We start from the raw sequence: 26647 nt of genomic DNA on the forward strand, positions 1-26647 counted from the left end.
GATTGTTAAAAGATTTTCGTGGACAGTAGTGATGACAGATTTATCGATAGCAGTAAAGTCTTTGCGTAGAGAATATGGATTGACACAAGAGGAGCTATCCTTAAAGTCGGGCGTAGGTTTACGTTTTGTACGCGATCTTGAGCAAGGAAAGAAAACGCTCAGATTAGATAAGGTGAATCAGCTTCTAGACTTATTTAATTATGAGATGGTGGCAGAAATAAAGACAAAGTAAGAGTCATATGAGACGGGCGAATGTGTTTTATAAAGATGATTTAGCTGGTATCCTAACAGAAAATGATGAAGGTTTTGAATTTTGTTATTTACCAGACTACCTTTCTACAAAAAAGAACAAAGGCAATAAGTCTTACCATGCCTTTACAGGCAAAGCCATATAAGAGTCCTGTGTTATTTCCATTTTTTGATGGTTTGATACCGGAAGGGTGGTTACTTGATGTTGCTCTTCGAAATTTGGATATAAGTATTGTTGACCGAATGTCTATATTACTTGTATGCTACAAAGATTGTATAGGAGCAGTGAGTATTGTGCCAATAGAAGAAAAGGAGGGAAACTATGAAATGCTTGTATTGCTATAAGTCACTTGCTGAGGGCGAAAGAGATATGCATGCAGCTTGTGTTAAGACATTCTTTGGTACAAATCATATACCGACTTTAGATGATACCATTAAGCAACTCGATGATTTAGCTAAGCAAGTGATACAAGATCAAACTTCGTTAACAGGCGTACAGCCTAAATTGTCACTGCATTTGCAGGAATATGAAGGAAGTAAACGATTAACGCTCGTAGGATTATGGGGAACTTATATCTGTAAGCCGCAGACCACACATTATGCTATGCTTCCTGAAATCGAAGATTTAACGATGCATTTGGCAGAATTGGCTCGTATAGATGTTGTTCCACACACGTTAATGCGTATGGCAGATGGCTCTTTGTGCTATCTCACCCGTAGGATAGACAGAACATTGGGAGGAAAGAAAAGCCCCCTATATCCTCAATGAAAGAGGACACAGGGCACTGTCTGCAATATAAATGTATATGCCCCAAACGCACTATAATGCTGCGTTCGCCGTCAATATTATTGGTCTACAAATTCTATTTCCTTGTTCAGTTTATCTATACGAGCCTGCAATTTGACTATTTTCTTTTCTATTTTAGTCGTCTTTTTCTGAGCATTCTTCAACTTTTTGTTAACAGCTTTTGCTTCTTTCAAAACCTTAATCGTCTCTTTTGCATCTTTTACAGTGCTCTTTGCGTCCGACGAATTAAATCCTGTTGTTACAGCATTTGCCTTTGCATTCACTTCAGATGCCTTGCTTTTGAGGTTGTTGTAGGTAGCCTTCTCTTTTTCTAAGTCGAGCTGAAGTTTGTTTAATTTAGAAGTTAAGTCCAACACTTTCTGTTGTTCCTTCAACTTATCCACTCTATTTACATCTTGTGCAAAGCCTGAAACAGCTGCTAAAGCCATTATCCCAATTAAAAATAATCTTTTCATTTCTTTGTTAATTTTATTAATACTGCAAAGATAAATATGTTTTTCTTAACACGCAATTTTTTTATCCAAATATATGCTTCGTCGTTAAGTATTTAGAACAATATTGCGTCTAAACAGAATATTACGAGGTGTATTAAAACTCGATTACCCACATGAAACGTTATAGACCCGAAAATATCAATGGAAGATATGTGCCAGTTGACAGGACGGCCTACAGAATATGAGTATCGCAGTAGTTATGAGCGAATTGGTAGAGCCATACTCCGGTATTCATCTGTACCTAAGATGGATATTATAAACTTCTTTGAAGTTGTTCTTTTCTCATGGTTAACAGGTAATAATGATATGCATCTTAAAAACTTCTCACTTTATGAACCAAAAGAAGGTGTCATCCGCCTCTCTCCTGCTTATGACCTTCTTAATGCAACTATTGCTAATCCTAAAGATGATGAAGAACTGGCACTGACTTTAAATGGTAAAAAAAAGAAAATCAATAGACAAGACTTTTATAAGTTTGCAGAGAGTATCGGTATCGGCTCTACTTTTGTAGATAAGCTTATTAAGAAATATGAAAGGTTATTGCCGAAATTATTTGCTGTTGTAAAAGAATCATTTGTTGACACATTTTTAGCAGAGGAATATATAGAGGTGATACTTAAAAGAATTTCAAAGCTTAATCAGTAAGTTTAATTCTTTTGCTTTCTTTCTTGCAAGAGCTATGTTTTTTATATTCATGTATTTGTCTACCTCTGATAATTTTTCTATTTTTGCACTTGTTGAAAGAGCGTTGAGGCTTTATGTATCTATAGTCTGACTATTAAGGATACGAGTGGGTTTTGGCATCTTTCTCCTCATCACTAACCTCAAATTTTAAAATTATGACTAAAGAACAAGAAGTAGAAAACGGATTGCAAATAGATATTAATCCCGAAGTAGCCAGTGGGAAATATGCAAATCTGGCACTTATTACTCATTCCAGTTCCGACTTCATCCTCGATTTTGCATGTATTCTTCCCGGCATGCCCAAGCCTGAAGTGTGTAGTCGAGTTATTATGGCTCCCGAACATGCTAAGCGTTTGTTACAAGCATTGCAAGAAAACGTGTACAAGTACGAACAGGCATTCGGCAAAATCCAAATACCTAATCAGCCACAGGAACGTACCATCGCTCCTTTTGGTGACGGAACCGGTGAAGCATAAGCTTTGAACTTTGTAAAATATAACGGCAATAGCCAACCATGGACAATATATGTCATGGTTGGCTATTGCCGTTTTTGTGTAGGTGGAATACACTCTATCTACACCATCTCTCTTGTTTATTACTAGAGATAGCGCCTGATTCCGCTCTTTTCCGATTATTTATAGTTGGCTGCATGGCCTTGGCAACTCTCCTGTTAAGGCTTTGCAGTATTGCTGAAGAGCCGGGGCAGCATCCTTGTCTCACCTTTGCAGCATTTTTTGTCTGAATGTTTTGGGATTTATCGACTGTTGACCTGTGGGGCAAATCCGTTGGTGTATAAGGCTGTAAGTTTGTGAGCTGTAGGAAGAAGAGTGTGAGTCGAATACTGAAACCTAGGGCTATTATCAGAAGTTGATGGCTGCCCTGAAGCCCAAAGTGAGGGTGTGTATGTGCTCTTTGCTTGATACACTATGGGCAGGGAGAAGGTTGTAGTCGGTGAAACCGCCAAAAGCGAAGTTGCGCTTCAGCCGGTAATCGAGGCTTAGTCCGCTTCCGTATGAGATACCACAGCTACTTGGGACGTCCACCCCTCCAATGTTAGTATCCTTATATCCTATGTATCCAATCAACGCTTTTGTGCCAATACGCCAACGGGGCGTCAAGGGGACAGAGAAATAAGGGCCTGCGCTGATGTTGTAGAAGTCGAGTGTGTTCTCCGAGGCCTCTTTCTCGTTTACGATAATGTGACTATTAGAGACTGTGGCGCGTGCACCAATGCCTAGGTAGTGATTGAAAAACCATGCACCCTCTGCACCTATTGTCGTGCCTGCAGAGAACTTGTATTCTACGGCTTCGTTTACATCGTATTGGCTCAAAGGGACGTTGAAGCCGGTATAGACTCCGATAAACGAGGGCTTGCTTAGCCCTATTTCCATGGCCTCTTGCGTAGGGTGGATGTTTAGTCCTCGTTCTTTCATAATGGCATCGGCTATCCAATAGCCAAATTCCGTGGATAGAATGCCGAATCCTGCTCCCACCAGCACGTCGCTTAACCAGTGCTTGTTGTTGGCCACACGCATCAGTCCGGTGGTCGTTGCCATACTGTAAGCGGCCACACCTATCCATGGGGAGAGGTGTCCGTATTCTTTGGTGAGCATCGTGGCGGCCATAAATGCCGTGGCGGTATGCCCGGATGGAAAGCTTTGCTTGTTGCTTCCGTCAGGGCGAGTGACGCGTGTGGTGTGTTTTAAGCCTTGTACCACGCCCGTCATGAGTGCCACTGAGATGACGTTGCTTACCACCATGCGTTCCCACGACGACCTGCTTGGTACGCCGATGGCTTTGAGTCCGACCATGACGGCGGTCGGTGTTAATTGCAGATAATTGTCTAATGTGTAGTGGAATTTAGGCATGAAGTTATTGCGTAAACTTCTAAAATCGGTATCATAATGCCCTTCCAGCAGTCCGCCGATGATGAATGGGACGCCGATGTAAGTGGCTTGGAACCATCGCTGACGACCGATACCGTCAATCTTTTTCAGCAGTTGGCTTTGATGTGTAGTGTCGTTGACAGCTCGTAAAGAGTCGTTTTCATTGGTTGTTGATGCTGTTGATGTGGTAACAAACATTAGAAAAGCAATGAATGTAATTGTCTTTCTGAGTGTCTTCTTTTGATTTTTTCCCATTTCTGTGATAAATACTGTCTGTCCGCTGTTATTACTTGTTCGTTTATGCTTCACTGAACATTCCGCTGATAGATGTCAGATAGAGGTTGTTGTGTCGTATGTCCAGTGTGCTTCTGGGCTTAAACGCGGCAGCGTGTGTTTGAAACTGCAAAATTACAAGATGTTATTGAGAAAATGGTAAAGGAGAATGTAAAAAATATATTTCCTTAATTAAATGCATGTTTGGTGTGTGTTTGTCGGGGAATGACTACCTTTGTAATACTTTTCAAAGTGAACGTAGGATATGTATATAGTATTAGCGCTTGTAGGTCTTGTTGCCGGGACGTTCTCTGGTTCTATCGGTTTTGGGGGCGGCATGATTCTTTTGCCGGTCATTACCTATTTTTATGGCATTGAGATTGCGGTGCCTGTCTCTACCATCGCGCAGATGATGAGTAATCTTTCGCGTGCCGGCATGGGGTGGCGCGAGATACATTGGCGACAGGTGGCTTGGTTTTTGATACCGGCTTTGCCTTTTACTGCGTTGGGAGCATTTGGCTTCTCAATGATAGACAAGGCGTTGATGACCCGTATATTATGCATATTTCTCATCGTGTTCTCCATCATGAAGTTACGAGGAAAGGTTCATTTAGGTGGGGGGAGACACACGATGCTCGTAGGTGGAGGTCTTACCGGCTTGCTTAATGGTATGCTTGGTATCTCCGGCCCGCTGAGTAGTGCCGTGTTTCTCTCGCTTAACCTCTCACCGGTAGCCTATATTGTCAGTGAAGCCACGGCTGCCACTGCCATGCACATGGTTAAAGCGGTGACTTATAATCGCTTTGGTTTGATGGATTGGCACATCTTCTTGAATGGTTTCTTTATAGGCTGCGCCATGATGGTGGGTAATTTCATAGCCTTACGCTTGATACGTTATGCCCACAAGAAGCTGTATCAACGTATCGTAGCTGCCATGATGATAGTCATTTCTCTATGGTTGATGCTGACAGTGTAATTTTGGGAATTCTAGGTTTTTAAGCTTATGAGTCTTTAGGTTCGAGTTGGCTTTGGCAGTTTTACGACTTCTTAAGTATTACTATATATTCGTGACTCATGGTGCTAACCTTGGCTCCTACTTTATTGGTTGGGCTCGTTTTAGATGGCATCCGCTTATTTGGTATTTCTCTTACCAAAGTAATGTGATGCTTATATCCGCATTTTTCAAACATCTCAGCAGTAAAGTAGTCCAAAGGTATCTGCACATCTTTAACCCTTCTGTCACCTACAACATAGCAAACGACACCACCACTTCTAACAGTCTTGGCAACATGTTGTATAGATAGGTAATAGTCATTCAGAAATGATATTACTTCTAAATACCTTTTATGCTCTAAGCTATCTATCTCATCTAGCACTTCTCTAATGCTTTCCGTTTTGAATAGTTCCTCTTTACTTTTCTTTCCTCCCATTAATAGGCGATCCAAATTTCTCGCATTTTCAAAATTAAACCATTCGTTAGCCCATCTGGAGAATTGACCATAAGCAACAGTAGTGCGGCTATCACCATAGGGCGGAGAGGTTACAACCATATCTACAGCATTATCAGCTATAATATTGGATGGTATGTCATTAGTAGAATTAAAATCATAAATAGATGCTGCTACTTTGTTAGCGCATTCATTATATGTTTTTAATCCTTCCAAGTTTCTTAGTACTTTCTTCTCAAATAGATTAAAAGTATTTGGATTGAATTTAGCTATACTGTCCTTATTCATTCTATATCTTTTAAACTCGCCATTTCTAGTAAAAGAGACTTCTCTTACAGTCTCTGCTAAGGCAATATTAAAGAAATCTTTATCCTCTGCATCCTTTATTAATTGAGATAGAAAAGATAGCTTTAATAAAGTTTTCTCATCATACCAAAACGAATAGTTGGATATTCTGTCAAAATTTCGCTCTATGACTTTATCCTCAGAATAGAAAATTAGTTCAGACTGCATGACTCTAAACTGCCTTAAAACAGACTCGTAATTATAATGAGTGGTCTTTACTTTTCCCATTAATCTAGCCAATGGATTTAAATCCGCACCAATAGAATCTATACCGGCTAAGGAGGCTTCTACTAGAGTTGTACCACTACCCATGTAAGGATCGAATATAAGCCTTAACCTTCCTTCAGGCTTATACTCTTCTATAAGTGTCCTGGCTATCTGTGGAATCATCATAGCCGGATAATTGTGATAACAATGGGTAAACTCTTTTGTATTAGCTTCCTTAAAGCTCCATCTATCATCTATTTTCCGTTTATACATCTTGTTATTGTTGTTGACTTTTAATATGAGAGTACAAAATTATTAAACACTTTCAAAATGAGAGCATGGTGAAAAGTGTATTTCAATAAATTTGTAGCAAAATTAGTAAAAACTATGGTTAAATCAGAATACCAGCAAGTAATAGTATCAAAATTACGAAAATTAAGAGAGGAAAGAGGATATAGCCAGCAGAAAGTTGGTTCTATTCTAGGGATTAGTAATGGACAAATCGGTAATATTGAAAGTCTAAATAGGCCTCATAAATACACTTTAAGCCAAATAAGGGCTTTATGTAAATGTTATAATATACGGATAGAGCAACTATTCTTGGAAGATGCTGATTATGAAAACAGTGATATAATAAAAATACTCATAGATAAAATTATTGATTATGGAGAATAAAGATTTTATGATAGAAAGATTTAGAGAAGTTAAAGCGCTGGGGTATGTCCCTAGTAACAGGAAAAATAACACAGGCATAGGTAAGACATTTGAGGATTATGTAGGAGTTGTAGAAAATAACTTAGATGACCCCGATTTGGCAGGTTATGAAATCAAGTCGCATAGAGAAGAGGCTACATCGTATGTAACTCTTTTTACAAAGGCTCCCTCATTCCCTAGAGGGGCTAACACCTACTTAAGAAATAGATATGGTGTACCTTATGAGGAAATAGAGAAAGCCGGTTTGAAAAGGTTGCATACATCTATGTTTGCTAATAGTTTTAATACCTTTGCTGGTAAGTTATCTTTCAAACTTATAAATGACAGAGGGCAAAGGACTATTAAAATCGGTGTATACGATTTAGAGCATCATCTACTGGATAGCAGTGTCGGCTATAACTATGACGCTTTAGACAGGATACTAAAGAATAAACTACATAATCTTTTCTATGTGAGTGCAGAAAGAAAGTTTGAAGATGATACAGAACATTTCTACTTTAATAAAGCGGAGATATATACTAATCCTGCATTTAGTAAGTTTTTAGACCTGATAGACGATGGCATGATTATGTTTGATATAAGGATAGGTAGTTATGCAAATGGTAAAACGCATGACCATGGAAGCGGATTTAGAATATTACAGCCAAATATAAAATTACTATATGCTGATAAAGAAAATGTAGAATAAAGGGTTGGTTTGTTGCCCCTTTTCTATCCTCTAATGATATTTGAGAGATAGAAGACTTGTTCTTTTAGCAACGTAACTCAATAAACTCATGAACTTATAAACAAAAGAACTCATATATAAATCCACATTATTAGGTATTGTTGTGATGTAGGATAGTGGCTACCTTTGCTTTGTTTTGAAATAACATGAAATAAATAGAAAAGCAATGGAAACAAAGCAGTTATCAAGTATTCCTGAAACAATGCTCATTACGTTGTGGGCCAAAGCCACGGAGACAATACAATATGGAGGGTTGATTCATGATGAAGTGGCTAAAGATATTATTGGAAACATCGATTATGACTTCTCCAAATTCAAGCATGGCAAGCTGTCGCAAATAGGGAGTTGCGTGCGTGCTGCGTTGATAGATAATGAAACAAGGGCGTTTTTGGCAAAATATCCGGATGGGGTGGTCATACAGTTGGGTGCCGGACTGGATGGAAGGTTTCAACGTTTAGGCAGTCCGAAGTTGACACATTGGTTCGACTTGGACTTAAAAGAAGTGATAGATATTCGTCGCCGATTGATTCCGGAGAGTGAACGAAATACATACTTGGACTTGTCAATGTTCGATTATCAATGGATAGATCGGGTGAAGTCGTATGGAAAATCTGTCTTGATATTGGTAGAAGGAGTGTTGATGTATTTTGAGCCTGCTATAGTCAGGGAATTCTTTAAGACTGTTTGCGACCGCTTTGAAGAGGCGATGTTGGTCTTTGATATGTTGGCTCCTTTTGCTTTAAGGCATGCCGACAAGCATGATACCGTGAAAAAGATGAGTGGCAATGTGTCGTTCTTGTGGTCGGAAATGGATACGTTGGTCATGGAGGCGTGGCATGATAAATTGCATGTCGGCAAAGAATATTATATGAGCGATCACGATCAAGGTCGTTTCCCTCTTATTCTTCGCCTCATGTTTCTAATACCTTATTTTTATAAGCGTCTCAATCAGCGTATTGTGAGAATTGATATTCGATAATATGATAACCCTATGGTGTCCATATTGTATGATGCTGTAATCCAAACCCGTGCTAAATAATTATAATACTGTTAATTAATAATAAAATAGGAGATTTGTAATAGCTCTGATTATACCATGTAAATAAAACGTCGTAACTTTGCAGTCCGATTATTTCGGGGATAAACTTAGAACCCCCAGTGCAGGGGTGTTAATAGTGTAGCTTTTGGCCGAGCTCCATGGTTAGTGAATCGTCTGCACAGCAGCGTGAGCGTATGCTCGTGTTGTCAGAATAAAGTTTAAAACGTTTTTTAGTAGTAAAATCAAATCTTAAAATGAACACTTTAAGTTACAAGACTATTTCCGTGAATAAGGAAACAGCCCAGAAAGAGTGGGTCGTAGTAGACGCCAGCGATCAAGTTGTAGGTCGCCTTTGCTCTAAGGTCGCTAAGCTGTTGCGCGGAAAGTACAAACCAAGCTTCACTCCCCATGTGGATTGTGGAGACAATGTAATCATTATCAACGCCGAGAAGGTGGTTTTCACAGGTAAGAAGGAAACTGATAAGGTTTACACTCGTTATACTGGTTATCCCGGTGGTCAGCGTTTCAATACGCCGGCTGAACTGCGTACCCGTGAGGACGGTATGGACAAGATTCTTCGTCACGCCGTAAAGGGTATGTTGCCAAAGGGACGTCTAGGTCGTCATCTCTTGAGCAATCTTTATGTATTCAATGGTGCTGAGCATGACAAAGAGGCTCAGAAGCCAAAGAACATCGACATTAACCAGTACAAATAAAGCAAAAAGATGGAAGTTATCAATACAATTGGTCGCCGTAAGAGTGCTGTCGCTCGTGTCTACCTGACAGAAGGTACCGGTAAGATCACAATCAATAAGAAAGATTTAGAAACTTATTTCCCTTCAGCTATCCTACAGTATGTAGTAAAGCAGCCTTTGGCAGAGCTTGAAGTAGAGGGTAAATATGACATCAAGGCTAATCTCGATGGTGGCGGTTTCACAGGCCAGAGCCAAGCTCTTCGTCTCGCTATCGCTCGCGCATTGGTAAAGATTAACGCAGAAGATAAGAAGGCTCTCAAGAAGAAAGGCTTCATGACACGTGATAGCCGTGCTGTTGAGCGTAAGAAACCGGGACGTCCAAAGGCACGTCGTCGCTTCCAGTTCAGCAAGCGTTAATATGGTGGCCTTGCGCCTCCTGTTTAGTATCTAAACCGGTGGGACTCTCTTTAGTGAGATTACCCACAGGCTGATTCTGACAAAAGAATTCAAAAGAAAGTAAACAATTAAAAGAAAAAGAAATGTCAAGAACTAATTTTGACCAATTACTAGAGGCTGGCTGTCACTTTGGTCACCTCCGCCGCAAGTGGAATCCTGCAATGGCTCCTTATATCTTTATGGAGCGTAACGGTATTCATATCATCGACCTTCACAAGACTGTAGCTAAGATTGACGAGGCTGCTGAAGCTTTGAAGGGAATCGCCAAATCAGGAAAGAAAATCCTGTTCGTCGCTACTAAAAAACAAGCTAAGGACATCGTTGCCGAGAAGGCAGCATCTGTTAACATGCCATACGTAAACGAGCGTTGGGCTGGTGGTATGCTTACCAACTTCCCTACAATTCGTAAGGCTGTTAAGAAAATGACGAACATCGATAAACTGATGAACGATGGTACATTCTCTAACCTCTCTAAGCGTGAATTGTTGCAGATTACACGTCAGCGTGCCAAGCTCGAAAAGAACTTGGGGTCTATCGCCGATTTGACTCGTCTGCCTAGCGCACTCTTCGTTGTCGACGTAATGAAAGAGCACATCGCTGTGAAAGAGGCTAACCGTTTGGGTATCCCTGTATTTGCTATCGTAGATACAAACTCAAATCCTAAGAATATCGACTATGTGATTCCTGCTAACGACGATGCCAACGATAGCGTTAATGTTATCTTGACTGCTGTTTGCGGTGCTATCGCTGAGGGCTTGGAAGAGCGTAAGGCTGAGAAGGCTGATGAGAAGGCTGCTGCAGAGCAGGCTGAAGAAGCTGCCGACAAGCCACGTCGTGCTCGTAAGGCTCAGAAGGAAGAAAAGGCAGAGGTTGTAGCTGAGGCTACTGCAGAAGAAGCTCCTGCTGCTGAGTAATTAGAAATTCAAACATAACCCTTTAACGAAAGAAAATTAATATGGCTGTTACAATAGCTGACATCCAGAAGCTTCGTAAAATGACCGGTGCCGGACTTGCTGATTGCAAGAAGGCGCTTACCGAGGCTGATGGTGATATTGAAAAGGCAATCGAGCTCGTTCGCGAGCGTGGTTTGGCTATCGCTGCAAAGCGTTCTGACCGTGAGACTTCTAACGGCTGCGTGCTTGTAAAGGCTGCAGATGGTTTCGCTGCTATGATTGCTTTGAAGTGTGAGACCGACTTCGTTGCCAATGGTGCTGATTTTATCAAACTGACCGAAGACATCTTAGACGCTGCTATGGCTGCTAAGGCTCAGAGCCTTGCTGAGGTTGAAGAGTTGACATTGGCTGACGGTACCAAGATTGCTGAAGCTGTGAAATTGCGTTCAGGTATCTCTGGTGAGAAGATGGAATTGGATGGTTACAACTTCATCGTTGGTGACAACATCTATGTTTACGACCACCAGAACAAGCACCTCTTGGGTACCATGGTTCAGTTGAACAAGGCTGCCGAAGAGCAGGGTCACGCTATAGCAATGCAGATCGCTGCTATGAACCCAGTTGCTTTGAACGAGGCTGAAGTTCCTGCTGAGGTTAAAGAGAAGGAGTTTGTCGTTGCTGTTCAGAAGACTAAGGAAGAACAGGTTGAGAAGGCTGTAGCTGCAGCTATCAAGAAGGCTGGCTTCAATGCTTATATCGCAGAGAGCGAGGAGCACTTGGAAGAAGGTGTTCGTAAGGGCAACATCACCGAGGCTGAGGCTGACGAGATTCGCAAACTCAAGAAAGAAACTGCTGAGCAGAAAGCTGCTTCTTTGCCAGAACAGATGATTCAGAACATCGCTAATGGTCGTATGAATAAGTTCTACAAGGAAAATTGCTTGTTGAATCAGGAATTCATTCAGGATTCTAAGCTCACTGTAACCGACTACTTGCAGCAGGCTGACAAGGAATTGACAGCACTTGCATTCCGTCGTTTTACATTGCGTGCTGAATAAATTTATTCAAAACTGACAATAGAGGAGGATATGCTTGTCGGCATATCCTCCTTATTTTATATATACGCGTATACATGTATGCGGGTGAAATGAATCAATAATTTGCTTTTGCATTCTTTTTTTTGTAAGTTTGCAAAGATATATGATGTAAGCAAACAATAAGAAAATGAAGATATTTGCCGTGGGCATGAATTATGGCCTACACAATAAAGAACTTGATGGAACGTTGTATAAACCGGAGACACCGGTTATTTTTACCAAGGCCGATTCTGCTTTGCTGAAAAACGGGAAGCCATTTTTCATTCCCGATTTCATGGGGCGTATCGACTATGAGGCCGAGTTGGTAGTGAGAATATGCAAGTTGGGTAAGAATATATCTCAGCGTTTTGCGCACCGTTACTACGATGCGGTGACGGTAGGTATCGACTTTACGGCTCGTGAAATGCAAAAGAAGTTGCGTGATGCCGGCCAACCTTGGGATATATGCAAAGGTTTTGATGGCTCGGCAGCTCTAGGTGAGTGGGTGGAGAAAGATAAGTTTCTAGACCCACAACAGCTTCGTTTCCATCTCGATATTAATGGTGGTACTGTTCAAGAAGGATATGCCGGAGATATGCTATTTAAGATAGACGAGCTTATTTCGTATATTAGCCGATACTTTACGCTCAAAACAGGTGACTTGTTGTATACCGGTACGCCTGTAGGGGTGGGACCGGTGCAAATCAACGACCATCTCGAAGGTTATTTGGAAGAGCGTAAGGTGCTGGATTTGAGATGTAAGTGATACTTCTCCCCAACTCTCTCCCAAGGGGAGGGAGTGCAGGATAAGGGAATGATGGTTGCTTCTTTACTACTCGTAGGGGCTAATTGCATTCTAGGTCTGTGAGTTTATCTCTTTCATCCTCCCCTTTTGGAGAGGATTGAGGTGGCGTTACAACTGTAGAGACGGTAGGTCTACCGTCTCATGGCAAAACCGATGGACTAGTCGATGGTTCTGCTTGATACATAAAATAAAGAAACGTGATGAAGCTATATATATATATAAGGAGAAAACACTTACCCTTTGTTAGGAGGGTAGGGGCTGTATTGCTCTTTTTTTTATGCTCGCTCCCACTTTTTTCGGCTAGCCGTTTCTTCAATCTTATCTATGAACAAGTGAAGATAGACTCGGTATTACCACGCTTCTCGTTTACCATTCCTATTGGAACAGACTACGCCGATTCTACTTATCAGGTGAGTATCCTCTATCCTGAATACATGAATATGACGTCTACGGATATTGCTCAATATAAGAAAATATCAGATATGGCATTACCTGCCAGTCCTGTGATAGAGCAACATATCAGTGTGAATCGGAAAAATGGGGAACTTATCGTGAACTTCTTGCCCCTTGTCTATCGTGATAATCGCTATCAAGTGCTTGTCAGCTTTATGCTAAGGGTAGAGTCGAAACGAGTTTCTACAGCTAAGCAAAGCAGCCGGATGGTTATGCGTGCTCCGCAATTTCCTGCCTATACAGCTTCCTCTGTGCTCTCTACAGGTACTTGGGCAAAGATTCGTGTAGCGGAAACAGGCGTGTATGAGTTGACGGATGCGCTTATCAGGAAAGCTGGATTTACAGATATAAGCAAGGTGAAAGTGTATGGATATGGCGGAGCTTTGCAACCGGAAGCCATTAAGACCGACTATATTCGCCAAACAGACGATTTGCATGAGGTGCCTCTTACAATTGTTGGAGGCCGTCGACTCTTCCATGCCGTTGGTCCGGTCACGTGGAGTAGAAAAGATGCTACGCGTAGGACGCGTAATCCTTATTCCTCTTACGGCTATTATTTTATAACCCAGACTGATGCTGTAACGACAACAAAAGATTCAACGGCATTTCTCCAAAGCTTCTATCCCTCGACTGATGACTATCACAGTCTTTACGAGGTAGATGGTTATTCATGGTATCATGGTGGTCGGAACCTTTTTGATACGGAAGCAATACCTGTTGGAAGTACTAAGAAATTGGTGTTGAAAAATGAGGCTAATAGTGCTTATGGTACATTATCTGTGAATGTTTCGGCAGGTATAAGAAGCCAAGTTCAGATAGCAGTCAATGAACAAGTAAAAGGTATTATCAACGTCTCGTTGGTGGATTATGATAAAGGTAGTGAAGCAGCGGGAACCTATGTGCTGAACTCTCTTACTGGAAAAGACGTTATCTCTATAACAACCTTGTCGGGTGGTCCGGTTCGTTTAGATTATGTCTCAATGGCTTGGGCTGCTCCGAAGCCTGCTCCGCGTTTGGCTTCTCAGACTTTTAAGGTGCCCGAATATGTTGGTAAAGTTGCCAATCAGAATCTTCATGCCGATGAGCAATACGATATGGTGATGATCATTCCTGCTTCAAAGAAACTGAAGGCACAAGCCGAAAGGCTTAAAACATTCCATGAATCGCATGATGGATTGCGTGTACGTATCGTACCGGCAAATGAACTTTATAATGAGTTTTCGAGTGGTACACCTGATGTCAATGCTTATCGTCGCTATTTAAAGATGCTTTATGACCGGGCTAAGACGTCAAAAGACGCCCCACGTTATCTCTTGCTTTTTGGTGATTGCGTGTGGGACAACCGTATGCTTACGCCTGAATGTAGAAATCTGAAAGCCGATGATTACTTGCTTTGTTATGAAAGTGAGAACTCGTTCAATGAGATTACGTGCTACGTGGACGACGGTTTCGTGACATTGCTTGATGAGGATGAGGGTGGCAATCCTAAGGAGCATGACCAGCAAGATGTAGCTGTTGGCCGATTTCCGGTAACGACTGCGGCTGAAGCTAAGGTGATGGTAGATAAGACCATCAACTATATGGAGAATAAAAATGGTGGCTCGTGGCTTAATACGCTGATGTTTATGGGCGATGACGGCAATCAGAATCTGCACATGGACGATGCCAACGATGCAGCCGATTGGGTAAGAACAAACCATCCTGGCTACTTGGTTAGGAAGGTGCTATGGGATGCTTACACACGAGAAACTTCTTCTATAGGTAATACTTATCCCGAAGCTACCAAGCTCATCAAGCAGCAACAGGCTGCCGGAGCCTTGATAATGGACTACGCCGGACATGGCTCTGAGACATTAATTTCTCATGAGTCGGTATTAAGGTTGACCGACTTTGCCTCTTTCACGAATAAGAATCTACCATTATGGATTACGGCCTCGTGCAATATTATGCCTTTTGATGGAGTTACAGAGAATATAGGTGAAGCAACGATCTTAAATCCTAATGGTGGGGCAGTGGCTTTCTTTGGTACTACGCGGACAGTGTATGCTCAATATAACAAACGTATTAACATGGCTTATCTTAGATACGTGCTTGGTAAACAAGATGGTAAGCCTGTTTCTATTGGAGAAGCTCAGCGACTGGCTAAGAACTACTTGATTACGTCGGGCCAAGATTTGACGACCAATAAACTTCAATATTCTTTGTTGGGTGACCCTGCTTTGGTACTTCACCAACCTTCGTTCACGGCTAAAATAGATGCTATTAATGGTGTGGCTGCATCTTCAGACAATGCTCTCATGTTGAAAGCGGGCAGTACGGTGAAGATAACCGGACATATAGAGAATGCTCCTGACTTTACTGGAACATTGACAGCAACCGTCCGGGATTCGGAAGAACTCATCACGTGCAAGCGAAATGATGAATCGGAAGCAGATGAAGCATTTACTTATTACGACCGTACTAAGACCTTATTCAACGGTACCGATAGTGTGAAGAATGGTAAGTTTAGTTTCTCATTCGCTGTACCTAAAGATATTAATTATAGTAATGAGAGTGGATTGATTAATCTCTTTGCCATCAGTAATGCCAAGTCTAGTTTGGCACATGGTTATAATAATTCGTTCAAGGTGGGAGGTTCGGCCGTTGCAAAGACAGATTCTGTTGGACCGTCTATTTATTGTTATCTGAATACATCGTCGTTCTCAAATGGTGGAAAAGTGAATTCCACGCCTTATTTTGTGGCAGAAATCACGGATAAAGATGGTATCAACGTCACTGGTAACGGTATTGGACATGATTTGGAACTTGTGATTGATGATGATATGAGTAAGACGTATGTGTTGAATAATAATTTCTCATACGACTTTGGAAGTTTTACCAAAGGCTCTACCTACTATAATATTCCAACTTTATCGCCCGGAAAGCATACTTTGACGTTCCGTGCATGGGATACTTTGAATAACTCTTCGGTGTCTACATTGACGTTTAATGTGGTAGAAGGACTCAATCCTAATATCTTTGATGTGTCTGTTAATAAGAATCCGGCATCGTCTACGACCACCTTTATCGTCAATCACGACCGTGCAGGAAGTAATATCGATGTCACGATAGAGGTATACGACTTGTCCGGTCGTATCCTTTGGAGAAATTTGGAAAAGGGGATTACCCCCCAAGGTGCATATACCTTGAATTGGGATTTGACCACGGCTGCCGGAACACGCTTGCAAACCGGTGTCTATCTATTCCGTGCCACGCTGGGTTCTGATGGCGGTGTTACGAGCTCAAAGGCCAAGAAACTCATCGTTGTAGGCAATAATTAAGCCTGCTGTCCGTTTATCTTTCAAGTAAATTTATGAAATGATAAGAAACAAAATGAATAGCTATAAGTGTATCCTCATGGCTTGTTTGTCGCTTTTGCTGTTAGTTCCTCAAACGGCAAAGGCAGGCGATGACAAGACAACTATTTTTAATCCGGTCTATACGGCCGTCACTTCTCAGACGATAGCACCCGATGCTCGTGCCGGTGGTATGGGTGATGTGGGTGCTGCTACCGATCCCGATGTGTACTCACAGTATTGGAATCCGGCTAAGTATCCTTTTACTATTTCGCGTGCCGGAGTGGCTTTGAACTATACTCCGTGGCTTCGTAAATTGGTTAACGATATTGATTTGGCCTATCTTGTAGGTTATGGACGTATCGGAGAACATAGTGCCGTGTCTGGCTCGTTGCGTTATTTCTCGCTTGGAGAAGTCACAACGAATGATGCAGCATTGACCATTCGCCCTTATGAGATGTCGGTAGATGTGGCTTATTCATTGATGTTGAGCGAGAAATTTTCTATTGGTGCTGCGGTTCGTTGGATTTATTCAGACCTCACTTACGACTATAATGAACATACCTCTCCCGGTAGTGCCTTTGCCGCAGATTTGTCGGCGTACTACCAGACTTACTTGATGCTTGGCAGCAGGGAAAGTCAATTGGGCGTGGGATTGAATATCTCGAATATCGGTAGTAAGATTAATATGGGTGGAACCTATAATGAGTTCATTCCTACCAACTTGAGATTGGGAGCCTCACTACTCGTGCCAATCGACCAATATAATAAATTCTCGGTTTCAATAGATGCCAATAAATTGCTTGTTCCCACGATTCCTAAGCAGAAAGAGGGGGAAGAGACTGTCGATTATGAGAGTCGTTTGCAAAAGGATTATTATGATGTATCAAGCATCAGTGGCATCTTTAAAAGTTTTGGCGATGCTCCCGGAGGATTCAGTGAAGAGTTGAAAGAGATTCAATGGAGCGTTGGTGGCGAATATACTTATAATGATAAGTTTACGCTTCGTGCCGGTTATCATCATCAGAATGAAAGCAAAGGCAACCTGAAATATTTCACGGTGGGTGCCGGATTCAAAATGAATGTTTTCTCACTTGATGCTGGTTACGTTATTGCAACAGCAAAGAGTAATCCCCTTGATCAGACATTGCGCATTTCTTTGGCATTTGATATGGACGGAATCAAGGATTTGTTTAAGAGATAGATAAAGAGATTAATCAAACCACTTTTATGAAAAAAGTAAATGAAATGGAGAGATTCTTTCCCCGTGTAGGTTATGGTTACGATGTACACCGATTGGTGGAAGGGCGTGATTTGTGGTTGGGTGGCATCAAGATAGACCATGAGATGGGGCTTCTAGGGCACAGTGATGCCGATGTACTCATTCATGCTATTTGCGATGCGTTGCTTGGTGCTGCTAATATGCGTGATATTGGGTATCACTTCCCGGACACAGCTGCTTCCACACTCGATATAGATAGTAAGATATTACTGCGTAAAACAATCGAATTGATAGCCTCTAAAGGATATGTATTGGGTAATATTGATGCGACCATCGTAGCAGAACGTCCCAAGATAAATCCTCACATTCCGGCTATGAAACAATGTTTGGCTGAAGTGATGGACTGCGATGAAGACCAGATTTCTATCAAAGCGACGACATCAGAGAAGATGGGGTTTGCCGGAAGAGAGGAGGGTATGGCGGCTTATGCCGTTTGTATGATTGTTAAGAGTTGAGAAATAAGGAATCATAGTTAAAAGGTAATAGGTAAGAGATTGTGGGTATAAATTATATATTACCACTACTCTTACCTATTAACTTTTATTGTTTTTGGGTATTTGTCTCTTAGAATTCTATGCAGACAGCCTTGTCTACCATGATATCTTGTTGGGTATCAGTCAGCATACCGGTTTTCTTGTCAATACTAAATACTTGAATTTTATTACTATCTCGACATGCACATAGCAAGAAACGACCGTTAGGAGTGATGTTAAAGTTGCGAGGATGGATGCCGGTATCTTGGTATCCAATCTTCGTAAGTGTTCCATCTAGTTTGTTCACTGCAAAGATAGAGATGCCATCAGCCTTCAAACGATTGCTGGCATATAGGAATTTGCCGTCGGGGGAGAGGTGAATGTCAGCACCGCCATGCCCATTTACCGAGTCGCTTTGAATCTCTTGGAGTCGTTTCATCTCTTCTCGGCCACGCTGGAATACCGTTATTGCACCCGAAATTTCGCTCATTACATAGACCGCTCTGTCAGAATAGATGATGTGGCGAGGTCCGGAATTACGTGTTAATGTGCCGGCTACGCCCATTTTTTGCAGACTTCCATCGCCTAAAACACGGAATCTTAGTAATTCGTTGGCACTGAAGTTAGAGGCCAATACTGTTTTCCCGTCAGGCGAAAGTTTGCTACAATGTACGTGAGCCGTAGCTTGGTTAGGAAAATCAGATGAAGCGGTGCTACCCTTAAACTGCTGTGACATTGGCTTCAAGGTGCCATCATCATTCATTGGGAATACACTCAGCGAGCCACCGGTATAGTTGGCTGTCATCACCACTTTGCCATTTGTCTCTATGTGGCATGGGTCTTCACCGTTGGTCGGTTGACTGTTGAGCAATACCATTTCACCGGTTTTCATGTCTAATTTGATGGCATTGATAGAAGCAGTAGCATCCGATTTTTCTGAAACAGCATACAATAATCCTTTCTGTTGACTTAGTTTGACGAATGACGGGTTATCAATAGCGAGTGTATATAGGGGAGTTGCTACTCCTGTTTTATCGTCGAAATGAAAGGTATAGATTCCTTCACTGGTTCCGTTGGTATAGGTTCCAACGATCATCATCAGTTTTTTTGCTGGACTTTTTGCAAGTCCCAGCACGATGAGAAGACATGTTAAGAGAATAGTTTTCTTTTTCATAAGTAGACAAAATTATCTCTACAAAGATAATCCTTTTGTGTGGTAATAATACATTTAAGGAGAAAAATAATAGAAAACGCCGGAGCTTATTCACAAACTTCGGCGTTTTCTTATGTTTAACTAAAACCTTTTTCTGAATAAATGAAAACCTCACGGCCTCCATCATTACCCGTTAAACAATCTATCAATTTACCTTTAAAAACCTAATAACTAAAAACCTAAATCTATTTTATTACTACTAACCTAAACAATCTATTAACCTTTTGACGTTGCAAAGATACATCGAGTTTTTGTGTGCGGCAACAATTTCTATCAACTTTGACCGAATTACCGTCTTTTTCTTGATTTATATCAACACATGTGTTCGCACACAATGGGTAAAATCTGTGTAATAGGCATGTTCTGTAGTTGTTGTATGATGGTTGTCATAGGGCGGTAATGGTGTATCTTTTTCTCTTATTAACCGACAAGTGTAAGAAAATTCTTTTATCTTTGCGTATAAAAAGAGAACATCATGCGCGTGCTGATAGTCAATACAAGTGAGAATACAGGGGGGGCAGCAGTTGCTGCCAATCGGTTGAAAGATGCTTTGAACAACAATGGTGTAAAGGCTAAGATGCTTGTTCGCGACAAAACGACCGATGATATCACCGTTGTGAAGTTGCCAAAGGGATTGTTGAATCATTGGAATTTCCTTTGGGAGCGGTGGGTTATCTTTTGGAATACGCATTTCTCTCGTAAGCATTTATTCGAGATAGACATTGCCAACGCCGGTAATGACATCACTCAATTGCCCGAATTTCGCGAAGCCGATGTCATTCATTTGTCGTGGATTAACCAAGGAATGCTGTCTATCAAGAATATCCGGAAGATAGTTGAGAGCGGTAAACCGATTGTTTGGACACTCCACGACCTTTGGCCGGCTACGGCTATCTGTCACTATGCACAGGGTTGTCCATCGTTCCGAACTCGTTGCCACAACTGTCGGCTGTTGCCGGGTGCTGGCTCTACGAATGATTTATCGGCTCGTGTGTGGCGTTATAAACAAGCTGTTTATGCGAAATCCAATATCACCTTTGTTACATGTAGCCGTTGGTTGGAGCAACAAGCCAAGCAGAGTGCGCTGTTGAATGGCTTGCGTGTCACCTCGATTCCCAATCCCATTGATACGCGTGTGTTCTGTATGAAAGATAAACAGGAAGCTCGAAAGCGGTTAGAATTACCACTAGACAAACGATTGATACTGTTTGTGTCGCAGCGAGTAACCGATGTACGCAAGGGTATGGACTATTTTATCGATGCCATTGATATGCTTGTTCAGCAGCATCCTGAAATGAAAGACAATACCGGGGTAGTCATCTTGGGTGGGCATTCCGAAGAAGTAGCGGATCGTTTGGCTCTGACTACTTATCCGTTGGGTTATGTGAACGATGAGCAGCGTATCGTTGATGTGTATAATTCTGCTGATATTTTTGTGCTTCCTTCGCTCGAAGACAATCTGCCCAACACCATCATGGAAGCCATGGCCTGTGGAGTACCATGTGTAGGATTCAATGTCGGTGGTATTCCGGAAGAAATTACTCACCTACAGAACGGCTATGTGGCGCAATATAAGAATACTGCAGATTTGGCTAAAGGCATCTTTTGGGTGCTTGTTAAGAGTGACAGAGATCTATTAAGCAAGCAAGCTGTGGGGCATGTATTGCGTAATTATTCTCAGCGCAGTGTAGCTATGAAGTACTCAGATGAATATGAACAGGCGTTGGCCTCTAAACATTATGGAATATGATAACATTTACCATCGTCACGTGTACTTACTGTGCTGAACACGAGTTGCAACGAACTGTAGATAGTGTATTGCATCAATCGTATGGCGAAGTAGAACATCTCATCATCGATGGAGCTTCTAAAGATGGGACGTTGGCTATCGCCCGGAGTTATATGGAGGCTAACGAGGAGACTGGAATGCATCGGGTGGTGCTGAAATCTGAGCCCGACCGCGGTCTGTATGATGCGATGAATAAAGGTATTTTTGAGGCTACGGGCGATTATCTCATCTTCTTAAATGCCGGCGATGTGTTTCCTTCGCCCGATACATTGGAATTAGTAGCCGGTCAGGTAGGTGAGGATGAGGAGTTGCCGGGTGTGCTGTATGGCGATACCGATGTGGTGAATGATGAGGGGACGTTCCTTTATCGCCGTTGTCTATCACCACCTGAACATCTCACGTGGCGCTCGTTCCGACAAGGAATGTTGGTCTGTCATCAAGCTTTTTATGCTCGTACTGATATTGCTCGTTGCAATCTTTATAACTTGGATTATCGATTATCGGCCGATGTGGATTGGTGTATTCGCATCATGAAGGATGCCGAAGGGCGTGGATTAAGTCTTCGCAATCTCCACATGGTGGTGGTCAACTACCTTGAGGGTGGTATGAGCATCAAGAATCATCGGGCTTCTTTACGCGAACGTTTCCTGATTATGTGCCATCATTATGGTTTGCTCACTACTTATTTTATGCATGCTTGGTTTGTAGTGAGGGCTGTCGTAACCTCTCTTCGGGACTCTTCTAAGAAAAGAAGTGATAGATAAACCTCACCCCAGCCCTCTCCCAAGGTGAGGGGAATACAAGATGAGGAAATGATAGTTGCTTCTTTTTTATCTGTAGGGGTGAATTACATTCACCAGTTAAAGAGTAAATCATGGTCAATCAGTTAGTCCGAAAGGATAGCTGCTTTTTTGCCTAACTGTATAAGATTAACATTTGTAATTGAGAATATAAAGATGAAAATACTAGAAAATTGCATGTACAAGACACTGAAATATCCGTTATATTAGGAGAGGGTGATAAAGATTATATCAGTTTGACAGATATGGCAAGGTTTCGCGACAATGATCCTTTTGCCGTGATAGGGCATTGGATGCGTAACTTGAATACGATAGAGTATCTAGGTGTATGGGAGACACTACATAATATAAATTTTAAACCTACCGAATTCGATAGGTTTAAACGTGAAGCTGGTTATAATTCATTCACAATGTCACCGAAGAAATGGGTTGAATCAACTCATGCTATTGGTATTGTATCCAAATCTGGAAGATATGGAGGAACTTTTGCACATCGGGATATTGCCTTTAGTTTTGGTATGTGGTTAAGTCCTACTTTTCAATTGTACATAGTTCAAGAGTATCAACGTCTGAAAGAGAGTGAAACTAATCCTTTAGCTTTAGAGTGGAATGTAAAACGTTTGCTGTCAAAGACAAACTACATCCTACATACTGATGCTATAAGAAATGTCATTATACCACGGCTTAATTTCTCTGGTTATAAGCAGCCTTTTGTTCAAAACGCCGGCTCTTTGCTTCACTGCAGTGTCGAGGCCCTATTCCGCACATGTTACTGATAAAAAACAATAAGAAATATATAATAAGTTTTTAATCGCTTGGTGACATCAAAAGAATGCGTATATTTGCAATCGTTTTAAACATAAAAAGATTGTAGATTATGAAAAGATTTTTAGTAGGTGCAGCCATGATGGTTGCCACAATAGGTTTTGTTAGTGCACAACAAGGTCAAAAAACTGATAAGAAGCCGGTAAAAACAGAATGTTGTGCAAAGAAAGATGCCAAGTGTTGTGACAAGAAAACCGCACAATGTGGCAAGGATGCTAATGCTGCTTCTTGTAAGAAGGGCGACATGAAGAAGTGCTGTTCTTCTGAAGCTAAGACCACCAAGAAGTGCAATGGCAAAAAGATGCAATGTGATACAACAGCAAGGTGCGATAAGAAGTAATTTGAAGTACAACGCATAACGGACAGCTCCTCACTTTCGGGTGGGGAGTTTTTTTTGTCCTGTGCCCTAAAATGAATAGTGGGATGCACCTCAACGGTACATCCCACTTCTTATCATAGTTATTAGAAATGTTATCGTTATGAGAATCGGATAATCTGTCCGAGGCGTAGAGAGGCATTCTTGCTAATGCGATTAAGCTTACACAATGTCTCTATAGATACTCCGCGCTGGCGCGAAATAGAGAAGAGTGTGTCGCCTGACTTCACCTTATAGTAACTCAACTGTGCGATACTATTATCTTTACTAGCGTTATCATCGTTGTTACTTCCTTTGACATCGGCACGGTCATAACCACCATTGCCAATCTTTCCACGTAGGCGTGTGGCTTCGGCCGATTCCCTTTCGTAGCTACTTTTCTTGAATATAAAGTAGTCTCCTGTAACGTCTTGGTTGCGGAAGTCGAAGAGTAGAGCCGGATTAAGAGCTACACCGCAGAGCCGAGTCTCAAAGTGTAAGTGTGAGCCTGTGCTTCGACCGGTGTTTCCGCCAAGGCCGATAACCTCTCCGGCACGAACCACTTGGTTCTCTTCTACCAGTTGCTTGGAAAGGTGTCCATAGATGGTTTCCAGTCCGTTCGGGTGGCGAATGACAATATACTTGCCGTAGCCACGTCCTTCGTAATTCACGATGCGCACTTTTCCACTGAATGCCGACCGGATGGTATCGCCGATATACACTTTGATGTCCAATCCTTTATGCTGACGTCCCCAACGTAATCCGAAGTTACTAGTCACGACACGACTAGGCGTTGGCATACAGAAATGGCGGAGGCTGATACGGAATGAATCGGGCAGTTCGGTGGCTCTGTGGGCATATTTGTTATCCCACTCGCTATAAAGTTCGGCAGCCGGCGACTCCATTTGTTCGCGTTGGATGATACTCTTTAAAGCTACTGTATCGACTGTACGCATCTTTCGGTCTATGGGAGCTTGACGCGCCAATAGGTCTTGAGCCATTGCGGGAATGCAGGCTAATACGAATAATGCGGCAATTGTAATTCTTTTACTATTTGTAATCAATTTCATTGTTAATTCATAGGTTTAAATAGTATCGCGGATACAACACAAAACCGCGATAAGAGAGGCGATGAACCATACAAAAAGTTCATCAGATTGTCAACGGACTTCGCAAAGATAGTAAAAAAATGAAGAAAATATTTCCGTATTAACGAATTTTATAGGCTTTTTAACACAAAAAGTTTCAATTGTTGATAGATGTAAGAGGGTGGATTTGGACAAGATGAATAGGGGTGTCAACTGCTTTTTTCTATTTTGAAACTCAACCATTTATATATCCCAATCTCGTTGACTTAGCCATACGTCAGCATGTCAATTCACCTTGCTGCAAAGATTTGGCAGTATTGCTGCATAGACGTTTCAGTATTGTTGCATAGGCCGGTCAGCAAGACTGCGAACATCTTGCAGTAACTCAATAGGAATCCCAATGGATTTTCAAGCGATCTGGAATACAGAACAAGGACTGATGTTCTATATCACATCTTTTCTACTCTAGAAAAGCAATAATATACAATTAACATGTTGGATTCTAGTGGTCACTTCGCCTATCAGATAACTAAGGCCGACAAGCCTGAGGATTCTACAATGGGTAAATTGGTGATGACGGGCGTAGGTGACATCCCTACGAGCTTTGAAATCAATGGGGTGCTCGGTATGCGAATCCGTATAGGTTCACCGAATGATAACGACTGGAGTGTGAGTAGTGCAGCGGTGACGATTACGGCACGTGTGAACTCGTTTGACGTACCGGGTGTATATCGTGCTCCACAATACTATATCTATGTGTCGGATATTCCTGTTTATGTGACGCCTGATGCCAAGGTGTTAGCTGTTGGCGAACGTCTTACCACGGCAAACCACGAAACCGACATTGAAATGACAATGGGTGGATGGAAAGACGGCGTAGGGCCGTACAACAAAACGAGCGATTCTGAGACTATCCAACTCATCGATCAATGGAAGACTTCAAAGGAAGATTTGGTAGGATATCCGCTTGATGGTTTCAGATACCAGTCGCAAGGAGCGCAGAATCCAACCGATGAATTCAGTCAACCTTATACGGAAAGCGGCCAGCAATCGAAGCCCGGAAACCTTCCGGCACGTGGTACTTACTTGCGATTTGAGCCACGTGAGAGTGGTACCCTGATGGTATATGTGTTCCAAAAAGGTTCGAAGCTAGGCTTTTGTGGCTTTGCTTTCGTGCCGGAAGGCTGGACTCCGGAGAGTGGGGTGGATCGTGTACGTGTAAAAGCTGATGCTGTGACGCTCTCAGATAAGGATGCTTACAAGGTGCCGGGCGATATAGAGAATGCCGAGGTGACCTTGTTGCGTAAGTTCAAGAAAGACTATTGGACTACCATCTGTTTGCCGTTCAGCGTACAGGAGACTGAGTTTAAGAAGATATTCGGTGAGAATGCTGTTATCTGTACATTCGATAAGATAATAAAACTAAACTTGACGGGTGAAGAACAGAATGTGCTACATCTTCGTCAACATGTCTATCACATGATAGAGGTGGGTGTACCTTACTTCTTAAAGTCTGCTGTCGATTTTGAACAAGTAGTGTTCTCAAATGCCAGTTTCGAGAGCCATATACAGCCGGAGTTTTTCTATAGTGCACAGATGGATGGTTTCCAAAGTAAGGGTATCTATAGTCCTACGAAATTACCGGAGTATAGCTATATTCTCAATGGGCAGTTTACGCGTCGTACAGGAGGTTATCTCTTGAATGGATATCGTGCTTATTTGGAAAATCTTGCAGGTGCTGCGGGTGATTTAACTACTGCTGCCGGTGCCAAGTTAATGCCTTTTTCCGGCTTCGACGACCTCACGACAGGTATTGATGACATTGTAGTGGAGACCGGAGATACGGCAAATCCTTATACAAACGGTGTACTTGATTTGCAAGGACGCAAGGTTGCGGACTATGCAAATGCTGTGAAACAGTTACCTAAGGGTGTGTATATCGTGAATGGAAAGAAAATAGTTGTACGATAGAAGAGGAGGTATTAGAAATGAAGAAGAAATATGTAAGTCCTACACTCCGTTTAGTCATTGTATACGTAGAGCAGCATTTGCTGCAAGGCTCAAAAGGAAAAGTAGACAATGTAATTATCGATGATACAACTACCGGATTGCATTGGGCAGGCCCGACCATTGGTGGAGACGATTCGGAAGTAGATCCTGATTTGTAAAAGTCTTCTCTTTAGAAGACCCTAAATAAAGAAATAATGAAAAGAGGGTGTGTCAAAATTGATACCCCCT

Annotated in this window: 26 protein-coding genes and 2 pseudogenes; 23 read left to right on the forward strand and 5 right to left on the reverse strand. The window is 41.9% G+C overall.

Going from position 1 to position 26647, the window contains the following annotated elements:
- Positions 1-31: 31 nt before the first annotated feature.
- The 3 genes and pseudogenes from HMPREF3034_RS07415 to HMPREF3034_RS07425 all read left to right on the forward strand — a co-directional run.
- Positions 32-232: a helix-turn-helix transcriptional regulator gene (locus HMPREF3034_RS07415; protein ID WP_036896659.1), complete on the forward strand. Its 201-nt coding sequence runs from the start codon at positions 32-34 to the stop codon at positions 230-232.
- Positions 233-239: 7 nt separating this feature from the next.
- Positions 240-594 (forward strand): annotated as a pseudogene (locus tag HMPREF3034_RS07420) (HipA N-terminal domain-containing protein).
- A pseudogene (locus HMPREF3034_RS07425) lies at positions 572-997 on the forward strand (HipA domain-containing protein); the annotation flags it as partial. The pseudogenes HMPREF3034_RS07420 and HMPREF3034_RS07425, both read left to right, overlap by 23 nt.
- Positions 998-1095: 98 nt before the next feature.
- On the opposite strand, the gene HMPREF3034_RS07430 reads toward HMPREF3034_RS07425, so the two are convergent.
- Complete coding sequence (locus HMPREF3034_RS07430; RefSeq protein WP_036896658.1) at positions 1096-1512, reverse strand: hypothetical protein; 417 nt, start codon at positions 1510-1512, stop codon at positions 1096-1098.
- A gap of 180 nt (positions 1513-1692) precedes the next feature.
- On the opposite strand from HMPREF3034_RS07430, the gene HMPREF3034_RS07435 reads away from it, so the two are divergent.
- Together HMPREF3034_RS07435 and HMPREF3034_RS07440 are read left to right on the forward strand one after the other, a co-directional pair.
- Positions 1693-2196, forward strand: a complete 504-nt coding sequence (locus tag HMPREF3034_RS07435; protein ID WP_082721731.1) for a HipA domain-containing protein — start codon at positions 1693-1695, stop codon at positions 2194-2196.
- Between the two features lie 194 nt (positions 2197-2390).
- Positions 2391-2711: a DUF3467 domain-containing protein gene (locus tag HMPREF3034_RS07440; RefSeq protein WP_036896657.1), complete on the forward strand. Its 321-nt coding sequence runs from the start codon at positions 2391-2393 to the stop codon at positions 2709-2711.
- Between the two features lie 384 nt (positions 2712-3095).
- Here the strand turns inward: HMPREF3034_RS07440 and HMPREF3034_RS07445 are convergent, their stop codons facing one another.
- Entirely contained in the window at positions 3096-4376 is a 1281-nt protein-coding gene (locus HMPREF3034_RS07445) for a phosphatase PAP2 family protein (RefSeq protein WP_082721732.1), read from the reverse strand.
- A gap of 283 nt (positions 4377-4659) precedes the next feature.
- On the opposite strand from HMPREF3034_RS07445, the gene HMPREF3034_RS07450 reads away from it, so the two are divergent.
- Positions 4660-5370 carry a sulfite exporter TauE/SafE family protein gene (locus HMPREF3034_RS07450; protein ID WP_036896656.1) on the forward strand — a complete coding sequence of 237 codons (711 nt, stop codon included), beginning with the start codon at positions 4660-4662 and terminating at the stop codon, positions 5368-5370.
- 61 nt (positions 5371-5431) lie between these two features.
- Here HMPREF3034_RS07450 and HMPREF3034_RS07455 read toward each other — a convergent pair whose 3' ends face one another.
- Positions 5432-6667: a DNA methyltransferase gene (locus tag HMPREF3034_RS07455; protein ID WP_036896655.1), complete on the reverse strand. Its 1236-nt coding sequence runs from the start codon at positions 6665-6667 to the stop codon at positions 5432-5434.
- Between the two features lie 114 nt (positions 6668-6781).
- Between HMPREF3034_RS07455 and HMPREF3034_RS07460 the strand changes: the two genes are divergently transcribed.
- The 11 genes from HMPREF3034_RS07460 to ispF all read left to right on the forward strand — a co-directional run bounded on the left by HMPREF3034_RS07460 (position 6782) and on the right by ispF (position 18321).
- Positions 6782-7069 (forward strand): helix-turn-helix transcriptional regulator, encoded by a 288-nt coding sequence (locus HMPREF3034_RS07460; RefSeq protein ID WP_036896654.1) that lies wholly within the window; start codon positions 6782-6784, stop codon positions 7067-7069.
- On the forward strand, positions 7059-7796 hold the full coding sequence (locus HMPREF3034_RS07465; RefSeq protein WP_036896653.1) for an MvaI/BcnI family restriction endonuclease: 738 nt from the start codon (positions 7059-7061) through the stop codon (positions 7794-7796). The genes HMPREF3034_RS07460 and HMPREF3034_RS07465 overlap by 11 nt, the downstream gene beginning before the upstream one ends.
- A gap of 205 nt (positions 7797-8001) precedes the next feature.
- On the forward strand, positions 8002-8814 hold the full coding sequence (locus HMPREF3034_RS07470; protein WP_062434466.1) for a class I SAM-dependent methyltransferase: 813 nt from the start codon (positions 8002-8004) through the stop codon (positions 8812-8814).
- A 314-nt stretch (positions 8815-9128) separates the two neighbouring features.
- Positions 9129-9590 carry a 50S ribosomal protein L13 gene (gene rplM, locus HMPREF3034_RS07475; RefSeq protein ID WP_036896651.1) on the forward strand — a complete coding sequence of 154 codons (462 nt, stop codon included), beginning with the start codon at positions 9129-9131 and terminating at the stop codon, positions 9588-9590.
- Positions 9591-9599: 9 nt separating this feature from the next.
- Positions 9600-9986 (forward strand): 30S ribosomal protein S9, encoded by a 387-nt coding sequence (rpsI, locus tag HMPREF3034_RS07480; protein WP_036896650.1) that lies wholly within the window; start codon positions 9600-9602, stop codon positions 9984-9986.
- A gap of 122 nt (positions 9987-10108) precedes the next feature.
- Positions 10109-10939, forward strand: a complete 831-nt coding sequence (rpsB, locus tag HMPREF3034_RS07485; protein ID WP_036896649.1) for a 30S ribosomal protein S2 — start codon at positions 10109-10111, stop codon at positions 10937-10939.
- A 41-nt stretch (positions 10940-10980) separates the two neighbouring features.
- Entirely contained in the window at positions 10981-11973 is a 993-nt protein-coding gene (gene tsf, locus HMPREF3034_RS07490; protein WP_036896648.1) for a translation elongation factor Ts, read from the forward strand.
- Between the two features lie 166 nt (positions 11974-12139).
- Positions 12140-12757 (forward strand): fumarylacetoacetate hydrolase family protein, encoded by a 618-nt coding sequence (locus tag HMPREF3034_RS07495; RefSeq protein WP_062434469.1) that lies wholly within the window; start codon positions 12140-12142, stop codon positions 12755-12757.
- Between the two features lie 239 nt (positions 12758-12996).
- Complete coding sequence (gene porU / locus HMPREF3034_RS07500) at positions 12997-16569, forward strand: type IX secretion system sortase PorU (RefSeq protein ID WP_062434472.1); 3573 nt, start codon at positions 12997-12999, stop codon at positions 16567-16569.
- 52 nt (positions 16570-16621) lie between these two features.
- Positions 16622-17788, forward strand: a complete 1167-nt coding sequence (gene porV / locus HMPREF3034_RS07505; protein WP_062434475.1) for a type IX secretion system outer membrane channel protein PorV — start codon at positions 16622-16624, stop codon at positions 17786-17788.
- 26 nt (positions 17789-17814) lie between these two features.
- A complete protein-coding gene (gene ispF, locus HMPREF3034_RS07510) occupies positions 17815-18321 on the forward strand; it encodes a 2-C-methyl-D-erythritol 2,4-cyclodiphosphate synthase (protein WP_231725633.1) in 507 nt (168 codons plus the stop codon).
- Between the two features lie 109 nt (positions 18322-18430).
- On the opposite strand, the gene HMPREF3034_RS07515 is transcribed toward ispF, so the two are convergent.
- A complete protein-coding gene (locus tag HMPREF3034_RS07515; protein WP_036896643.1) occupies positions 18431-19513 on the reverse strand; it encodes a lactonase family protein in 1083 nt (360 codons plus the stop codon).
- A 514-nt stretch (positions 19514-20027) separates the two neighbouring features.
- On the opposite strand from HMPREF3034_RS07515, the gene HMPREF3034_RS07520 reads away from it, so the two are divergent.
- The 4 genes from HMPREF3034_RS07520 (at position 20028) to HMPREF3034_RS07535 (ending at position 23306) form a co-directional block, all read left to right on the forward strand.
- Positions 20028-21302 (forward strand): glycosyltransferase family 4 protein, encoded by a 1275-nt coding sequence (locus tag HMPREF3034_RS07520; RefSeq protein ID WP_062434478.1) that lies wholly within the window; start codon positions 20028-20030, stop codon positions 21300-21302.
- Positions 21299-22105, forward strand: coding sequence for a glycosyltransferase family 2 protein (locus HMPREF3034_RS07525; RefSeq protein WP_062434481.1), 807 nt, complete (start codon positions 21299-21301; stop codon positions 22103-22105). The genes HMPREF3034_RS07520 and HMPREF3034_RS07525 overlap by 4 nt, the downstream gene beginning before the upstream one ends.
- Positions 22106-22314: 209 nt before the next feature.
- Positions 22315-22917, forward strand: a complete 603-nt coding sequence (locus HMPREF3034_RS07530; protein ID WP_082721733.1) for a KilA-N domain-containing protein — start codon at positions 22315-22317, stop codon at positions 22915-22917.
- 101 nt (positions 22918-23018) lie between these two features.
- On the forward strand, positions 23019-23306 hold the full coding sequence (locus HMPREF3034_RS07535) for a hypothetical protein (protein WP_036896641.1): 288 nt from the start codon (positions 23019-23021) through the stop codon (positions 23304-23306).
- A 137-nt stretch (positions 23307-23443) separates the two neighbouring features.
- Here the strand turns inward: HMPREF3034_RS07535 and HMPREF3034_RS07540 are convergent, their stop codons facing one another.
- A complete protein-coding gene (locus tag HMPREF3034_RS07540; RefSeq protein WP_062434484.1) occupies positions 23444-24391 on the reverse strand; it encodes a peptidoglycan DD-metalloendopeptidase family protein in 948 nt (315 codons plus the stop codon).
- 510 nt (positions 24392-24901) lie between these two features.
- On the opposite strand from HMPREF3034_RS07540, the gene HMPREF3034_RS07545 reads away from it, so the two are divergent.
- Positions 24902-26380: a hypothetical protein gene (locus HMPREF3034_RS07545; protein WP_062434486.1), complete on the forward strand. Its 1479-nt coding sequence runs from the start codon at positions 24902-24904 to the stop codon at positions 26378-26380.
- Positions 26381-26397: 17 nt separating this feature from the next.
- Entirely contained in the window at positions 26398-26577 is a 180-nt protein-coding gene (locus HMPREF3034_RS07550) for a hypothetical protein (RefSeq protein ID WP_062434489.1), read from the forward strand.
- The last annotated feature ends 70 nt before the right edge of the window (positions 26578-26647 follow it).

This window comes from Prevotella sp. DNF00663 (genome assembly GCF_001553265.1).
GTDB lineage: Bacteria > Bacteroidota > Bacteroidia > Bacteroidales > Bacteroidaceae > Prevotella.